This window comes from Vibrio sp. FE10, assembly GCF_030297155.1.
Lineage (GTDB): Bacteria > Pseudomonadota > Gammaproteobacteria > Enterobacterales > Vibrionaceae > Vibrio > Vibrio apostichopi.
This window is the reverse complement of the sequence record NZ_AP028067.1, coordinates 3,800,567-3,808,076: the sequence shown is the minus strand read 5'-3', so window position 1 is coordinate 3,808,076 and position 7,510 is coordinate 3,800,567. Positions and strand designations below refer to the sequence as shown.

9 protein-coding genes are annotated in these 7,510 nt (G+C 44.7%); all 9 read left to right on the top strand.

The genetic code is table 11. The features are described from left to right. Positions 1–309 precede the first annotated feature (309 nt). The 9 genes from QUF19_RS17155 (at position 310) to mioC (ending at position 7,125) form a co-directional block, all read left to right on the top strand. On the top strand, positions 310–1,059 hold the full coding sequence (locus QUF19_RS17155; protein WP_286295246.1) for an amino acid ABC transporter substrate-binding protein: 750 nt from the start codon (positions 310–312) through the stop codon (positions 1,057–1,059). A gap of 129 nt (positions 1,060–1,188) precedes the next feature. Continuing rightward, positions 1,189–1,860 carry an amino acid ABC transporter permease gene (locus QUF19_RS17150; protein ID WP_004735796.1) on the top strand — a complete coding sequence of 224 codons (672 nt, stop codon included), beginning with the start codon at positions 1,189–1,191 and terminating at the stop codon, positions 1,858–1,860. After that, complete coding sequence (locus QUF19_RS17145; protein WP_017111750.1) at positions 1,857–2,594, top strand: amino acid ABC transporter ATP-binding protein; 738 nt, start codon at positions 1,857–1,859, stop codon at positions 2,592–2,594. Before QUF19_RS17150 ends, QUF19_RS17145 begins: the two co-directional genes overlap by 4 nt. A gap of 206 nt (positions 2,595–2,800) precedes the next feature. Further along, positions 2,801–2,935: a 50S ribosomal protein L34 gene (rpmH, locus tag QUF19_RS17140; RefSeq protein WP_004735800.1), complete on the top strand. Its 135-nt coding sequence runs from the start codon at positions 2,801–2,803 to the stop codon at positions 2,933–2,935. A 45-nt stretch (positions 2,936–2,980) separates the two neighbouring features. Continuing rightward, positions 2,981–3,304: a ribonuclease P protein component gene (gene rnpA, locus QUF19_RS17135; RefSeq protein ID WP_017055478.1), complete on the top strand. Its 324-nt coding sequence runs from the start codon at positions 2,981–2,983 to the stop codon at positions 3,302–3,304. Beyond that, the gene (yidD, locus tag QUF19_RS17130) at positions 3,271–3,528 is read left to right on the top strand and encodes a membrane protein insertion efficiency factor YidD (RefSeq protein WP_004735802.1); all 258 of its coding nucleotides are present in this window, start codon (positions 3,271–3,273) and stop codon (positions 3,526–3,528) included. The genes rnpA and yidD overlap by 34 nt, the downstream gene beginning before the upstream one ends. A gap of 2 nt (positions 3,529–3,530) precedes the next feature. Next, entirely contained in the window at positions 3,531–5,150 is a 1,620-nt protein-coding gene (gene yidC, locus QUF19_RS17125; protein ID WP_102437598.1) for a membrane protein insertase YidC, read from the top strand. A gap of 130 nt (positions 5,151–5,280) precedes the next feature. Continuing rightward, positions 5,281–6,642 carry a tRNA uridine-5-carboxymethylaminomethyl(34) synthesis GTPase MnmE gene (gene mnmE / locus QUF19_RS17120; RefSeq protein WP_029223656.1) on the top strand — a complete coding sequence of 454 codons (1,362 nt, stop codon included), beginning with the start codon at positions 5,281–5,283 and terminating at the stop codon, positions 6,640–6,642. Positions 6,643–6,690: 48 nt separating this feature from the next. Next, on the top strand, positions 6,691–7,125 hold the full coding sequence (gene mioC / locus QUF19_RS17115; protein ID WP_286295223.1) for an FMN-binding protein MioC: 435 nt from the start codon (positions 6,691–6,693) through the stop codon (positions 7,123–7,125). Positions 7,126–7,510: the final 385 nt, after the last annotated feature.

Here is a 7,510-nt window from a genome sequence, read left to right as displayed (position 1 = left end):
GGTGCCCCACTCTATTTAAGTTATATGAAATGACCGCTAATTTTACCTGTTGATAAGTCAGATCACCAGCAATTGATCACAGATCCAGTGAATAAGATCCAAGTTATTCACAATAAATAGGGCAAATTTGGCTGGATCCACACATCTTGCCCCTACTTTACTCACACAACGATCCACTTATGCCCGGATCCTTGCTAGTTATCCCCAAATCGAGAATGCGATCTGGTTATGGTTAATAACATCTGGTTATTTATTCTATTGAGCATTTTCCCAGTAACATCCAACCCTATAAATATAAGGAGTTACCAAATGAATAACTGGATTAAGGCTGCAATTGCGGCTATCGCACTCTCTGCTGCTACTGTTCAAGCTGCGACTGAAGTTAAAGTCGGCATGTCTGGTCGCTACTTCCCATTCACTTTCGTTAAACAAGACCAACTACAAGGTTTTGAAGTGGATTTATGGGATGAGATCGGTAAACGTAATGACTATAGCGTTGAATACGTGACAGCAAACTTCTCTGGTCTGTTCGGTCTTCTTGAAACAGGTCGCATCGATACGATTTCAAACCAAATTACAATCACGGATGCACGTAAAGCGAAATACCTATTCGCAGACCCATACGTAGTAGACGGCGCACAAATTACCGTTCGTAAAGGTAATGACAGCATTAAAGGCATCGAAGATCTTGATGGCAAGACGGTTGCAGTAAACCTTGGCTCAAACTTTGAGCAACTATTACGCAGCTACGATAAAGATGGCAAAATCAATGTGAAAACCTACGATACGGGTATTGAGCATGATGTTGCACTGGGCCGTGCCGATGCATTCGTAATGGATCGCCTATCAGCACTAGAGCTTATTAAGAAGACTGGTCTACCATTACAGCTAGCAGGACAACCATTCGAGACTATCGAGAATGCATGGCCTTTCGTAAACAACGATAACGGTAAAAAATTGCAAGCTGAAGTAAACCAAGCACTCGCAGCAATGCGTGAAGATGGTACGCTAGAGAGCATCTCTCAAAAATGGTTCGGTGCGGACATTACTAAGAAGTAATTACTCACTCAACGCATTCAGAGCCCACTGCTTATACAGCGGTGGGCTTTTTGCTTTTGTGTACTGATTAAAAAGCCTGATATAACAGTATTTCCAAACAATACTTCCAATAAAAATATGAGATAGATTATGGGATTTGACTTTAACTACATGCTAGGTCTGTTGCCAATACTGCTGAAGTATTTAGGCACCACTATGGAGATGGCAATCTGGGGCTTATTTTTCGCTCTGATTCTATCTTTGATACTGGCGAACATTCGTGTATTCAAAATCCCTGTACTCGACCAACTGAGCCAGCTGTATATTAGCTTCTTCCGAGGCACGCCACTGCTGGTGCAACTGTTCCTTCTTTACTACGGCCTACCCCAGGTATTTCCGTGGATGGTTGGACTCGATGCGTTTGGCGCCGCGGTTATCGGCTTAACCTTACACTTTGCTGCCTACATGGCTGAAAGTATTCGTGCTGCCATTATCGGTATCGATCGCAGCCAAATGGAAGCCAGCCTCTCAGTCGGTATGACAACCAGCCAAGCCATGCGTCGAGTGATCTTACCGCAGGCTACCCGTGTGGCACTGCCATCTTTGATGAACTATTTCATCGACATGATCAAGTCAACTTCCCTTGCCTTCACCTTAGGTGTGGCTGAAATCATGGCCAAAGCTCAAATGGAAGCATCTTCAAGTTTCCGCTTCTTTGAGGCCTTCCTAGCGGTTGCGCTGATTTATTGGGGCGTGGTGGTTATCCTCACTCGCATTCAAATCTGGGCCGAAGTGAAACTGAATAAGGCGTATGTACGATGATCAAATTAGAAAATATCCACAAGCAGTTTGGTGACACCGAAGTTCTTAAAGGGATCGACCTAGAAATCAATCAAGGTGAGATAATTGTCATCATAGGTTCAAGTGGTACCGGTAAGTCCACACTGCTACGCTGCGTTAACTTTCTCGAGCAAGCCGATCAAGGCAAGATTTCCATCGATGATATTAACGTCGATGTAAAAAAACACACCAAAGCCGAGGTACTGGCACTGCGCCGTAAGACCGGTTTTGTTTTCCAAAACTACGCGTTGTTTGCTCATCAAACGGCAAAGCAGAATATTGCCGAAGGTTTGATTACCGTTCGTGGTTGGAAAAAGCAGCAAGCTCATGAAAAAGCACAACAAATATTAGATGATATTGGTTTAGGTGACAGAGCAGACAGCTACCCAGCAGCGCTCTCTGGTGGGCAGCAGCAACGCGTTGGTATTGGCCGAGCCATGGCCCTTCAACCGGAGCTTTTATTGTTCGATGAGCCGACTTCAGCGCTCGATCCTGAGTGGGTTGGTGAAGTACTTAACCTAATGAAAAAATTGGCAAATCAGCATCAAACCATGCTGGTGGTCACCCATGAAATGCAATTTGCTAAAGAGGTTGCAGACCGAGTGATCTTCATGGCTGATGGCCATATTGTCGAACAGGGATCTCCACAGGATATTTTTGGTAATCCACAGGATCCTAAATTACAAAAATTCTTAAATAAGGTTGGGATCGACTAAGGATCCTTGTGATTTTAGTTATTCTACGTATAATCCCCCGACCGGAATTTTAGTTAACCCAATCATTGACACTTTTTGTGACAGTGATTACAATTCCGCCTCTTTGTTGAGAGGCGTCGGTTTTCCTTTCTTATATAAAGAAGAGAAAAAATGCCCACGCCGGGTTTAACAAAAACCTAAAACTACTGATCAGTAAGGTAATTACAATGAAACGCACTTTTCAACCTACAGTTCTAAAGCGTAAGCGTACACACGGTTTCCGTGCTCGCATGGCTACTAAGAACGGTCGCGCAACAATCAATGCACGTCGTGCAAAAGGCCGTAAGCGTCTTTCTAAGTAATCTTTGATTATTTTGAATAAGCTAGCCTTCGGTCGGGAGTTACGCTTGTTAACTCCCGAACATTATCAGAATGTCTTCAAGCAAGCTCATCGAGCAGGCTCCCCTCATTTCACCATCATTGCCCGAAATAACTCTCTTTCAAATCCTCGCCTTGGATTAGCTGTTCCGAAAAAGCAGATTAAAACCGCCGTGGGTCGTAACCGATTCAAGCGTCTTACTCGTGAAAGCTTTCGTAACACTCAACACAAACTTCCTAACAAAGATTTTGTTGTAATCGCTAAGAAGAGCGCGCAAGATTTAAGCAATGAAGAAATGTTCAAGCTACTCGACAAATTATGGCTTCGCCTGTCTCGCCCTTCGCGTGGATAGCGCTAATACCCATCTATTTTTATAGATGGTTTATTAGTCCACTCATCGGCCCACGCTGCCGATTTACTCCAACCTGCTCTTTATATGCGATAGAAGCGTTGAAAGCTCACGGTTTTGTAAAAGGGTGTTGGTTATCAGGCAAACGTCTATTAAAATGCCATCCTTTGAACGAAGGGGGCTTTGACCCCGTTCCACCGGTCCAAAAACAAGACAGAGATAAATAACGATGGATTCTCAACGTAATATCCTGTTAATCGCACTGGCATTGGTTTCTTTTCTACTGTTCCAACAATGGAACGTAGCTCAGAACCCAGCACCACAAGCGGTTGAGCAGGCACAATCTGGCAGCACCCTACCAGCGCCATCTTATGCAGATGATCTAGACCCAACTCCGGGTCAAGTTGCTTCTGCAAAAACTATCACAGTAACAACTGATGTACTGACTCTGTCAATTGATACGGTTGGTGGTGATGTCGTTAAAGCAAATCTAAATGATTACTCTGCTGAGTTTGATTCTGAAGATACGTTTGTTCTTCTTAAGAACGAACCAGGTCACCAATTTATCGCACAAAGCGGTCTAGTGGGTCCTCAAGGTATCGACCTAAGCAGCACAAACCGCCCAAGCTACACAGTTTCAGCAGACAGCTTCACGCTTGCTGATGGTCAGGATGAACTACGCATCCCGATGACTTACCAAGCGAACGGCCTTGATTACACGAAAACATTCGTCCTTAAGCGTGGTAGCTACGCAATGGATGTTGAATACGATGTAGTCAACAACTCTGGTAACAACGCGACATTCGGCATGTACGCTCACCTACGTCAAAACGTTATGGATGACGGCGGTAGCCTAACAATGCCAACTTACCGTGGTGGTGCTTACTCTACGGAAGATACGCGTTACAAAAAATACAGCTTCGACGACATGCAAGATCGCAACCTGTCTCTTAACCTAGCAAATGGTCAAGGTTGGGCAGCGATGATTCAGCACTACTTTGCAAGTGCATGGATCCCACGCGACGAAGCAGGCAGCAACCTTTACACTCGTGTAATCGGTAACCTTGGCGACATCGGTGTTCGTATGCCGAACAAAACCATCGCTACTGGCGACGAAGCAAGCTTTAAAGCAACGCTTTGGGTTGGTCCTAAACTTCAAGACCAAATGGCTGCTGTTGCACCGAACCTAGACCTAGTAGTTGACTACGGTTGGTTATGGTTCATTGCTAAACCACTTCATACTCTGCTTTCGTTCATTCAAGGCATCGTTGTGAACTGGGGTCTGGCAATCATCTGTCTAACGTTTATCGTTCGTGGTGCTATGTACCCACTAACGAAAGCTCAGTACACGTCTATGGCGAAAATGCGTATGCTTCAGCCTAAGCTGACTGCAATGCGTGAGCGTATTGGCGACGACCGTCAACGCATGAGCCAAGAAATGATGGAGCTGTACAAGAAAGAGAAAGTAAACCCACTTGGTGGCTGTTTACCTATCATCTTGCAAATGCCGATCTTCATTTCGCTATACTGGGCACTAATGGAGTCTGTTGAACTGCGTCACTCACCGTTCTTCGGTTGGATTACTGACCTTTCAGCACAAGACCCGTACTACATCTTGCCACTTCTGATGGGTGCTTCAATGTTCCTAATCCAGAAGATGAGCCCGACAACTGTAACGGATCCAATGCAGCAGAAAATCATGACCTTTATGCCGGTTATGTTTACTTTCTTCTTCTTGTTCTTCCCTTCAGGTCTGGTTCTTTACTGGCTAGTATCGAACATCGTAACTCTGATTCAGCAAACGCTTATCTACCGCGCGCTGGAAAAGAAAGGCTTACACTCTAAGTAAGTTCGATAACAGAAAGAGATAAAAGAAAGGCGACCAAAAGGTCGCCTTTTTGTTTTGAGCTGATTACAATTCAGCTAATTGATTAATCGTGAACGCCCCCTTTGGCCTTCACATGCTAGCAGGCACAACTATGACTACAGATACGATTGTTGCTCAAGCGACTGCGCCAGGGCGTGGTGGCGTCGGTATTATCCGCGTTTCAGGCCCACAAGCCGCTCAAGTCGCTCTAGAAGTAACAGGCAAAGTACTAAAACCGCGCTATGCCGAGTACCTGCCTTTTAAATCTCACAATGGCACCGAACTCGACCAAGGTATTGCACTTTACTTCCCTAACCCACACTCGTTCACTGGCGAAGATGTGTTAGAGCTGCAAGGCCACGGTGGTCCTGTGGTTATGGACATGCTGATCAAACGTATCCTATCCATCTCAGGTGTACGTGCCGCGCGTCCTGGTGAGTTCTCTGAACGTGCCTTCTTGAACGACAAGATGGACTTAACACAAGCAGAAGCGATTGCCGACCTGATTGACGCAAGCTCAGAAGAAGCTGCGAAATCAGCACTACAATCCCTGCAAGGTGAATTCTCTAAACGCATTAATACGCTAGTAGATTCTCTGATTTACTTAAGAATCTACGTTGAAGCCGCGATTGATTTCCCAGAAGAAGAAATTGATTTTCTGGCTGACGGTAAAGTAAGTACTGACTTACAGGCTATCATTGATAACCTAGAAGCTGTACGCCAGGAAGCCAATCAAGGCTCAATCATGCGTGAAGGCATGAAAGTCGTGATTGCAGGCCGCCCAAATGCGGGTAAATCAAGCCTATTGAATGCGCTGTCGGGTAAAGAGTCTGCCATTGTGACCGATATTGCGGGAACGACACGTGATGTACTGCGTGAACATATCCATATTGACGGCATGCCACTGCACATTATTGATACCGCAGGCCTGCGTGATGCCTCCGATGAAGTAGAAAAAATCGGTATTGAACGCGCTTGGGAAGAAATTGCACAAGCAGACCGCGTATTATTTATGGTGGATGGCACGACAACAACGGCAACGGACCCTAAAGAAATTTGGCCAGATTTCGTTGATCGTCTACCCAATAACATAGGTATGACGGTGATCCGCAACAAAGCGGATCAAACCAGTGAAGAGCTCGGGATCTGCCATGTAAATGATCCGACTCTCATCCGCCTATCTGCAAAAACTGGTGAAGGTGTTGATGCCCTACGTAGCCATCTTAAAGAGTGCATGGGCTTTGCTGGTGGCAACGAAGGTGGCTTTATGGCACGTCGCCGCCACTTAGATGCCCTAGAACGCGCATCGGAACACCTTGATATTGGGCAACAACAACTTGAAGGCTACATGGCCGGAGAGATATTAGCGGAAGAGCTTCGAATCACCCAACAGCACCTCAATGAGATCACTGGCGAGTTCAGTTCAGATGATTTATTAGGTCGTATCTTTTCTTCATTCTGTATCGGTAAATAACCATAAAGGCTGGCTTACGCTGGCCTTTTCTTTTGTAAGGACAGCTTAATGATCCACATTATTACTGGCAGCACCTTAGGTGGCGCTGAATACGTTGGCGATCACCTTAACGATCTTCTAGAGGCTCAAGGGCACGAGATCGAGCTTCATAATCAGCCTGAATACGACAATATTCCGCAACAAGGTACTTGGTTATTGGTGACATCGACGCATGGTGCCGGTGAGTTTCCTGATAACATCCAGCCTTTGATCAAGTCATTGAATCAAGAATCTCCCGATTTAAGCGCGATTCGCTTTGCTGTGGTTGCTCTTGGTGACTCAAGCTACGACACTTTCTGTTCTGCAGGCCAGTCTGCTTATTCGCTTCTAGAAAAGCTTGGTGCTCAGCCTATTTCAGAGTGTTTTACCATCGATGTTCTTGAAACACCGGTTCCTGAGGATGCTGCAGAGGATTGGTTTAACGATCATAGTGACCAGTTTTAACTCCTCAATCTTCTAAAAAGCGGCTTATGCCGCTTTTTTTGTCTCTGAATATCGTGATTGTGAATAACTTTTTTGAAAATAAATCGAAATACATGTCATTTTTTCAATTTTCTCTGTGGATAAGATCATACATATACGGTGATTAACCTATAGTTATCCAAATAACAACTTTCTAGGTAATTTCCCCTTGTGTATAAGTAGCCATTTTGATCCCAGCTAATCCTCATCATGATCAAAGTTAGATCACATCCTTTGATCCAAAAAAGATCCATGATCTTGTTGATCATTTTTGACTTATCCACAGATACCCTCGATCCTAATAATAGATCTAATAAAAGATCTCTTTAAAGATCTTATCTATATTAATTAAAAACAGCTTTCTCGA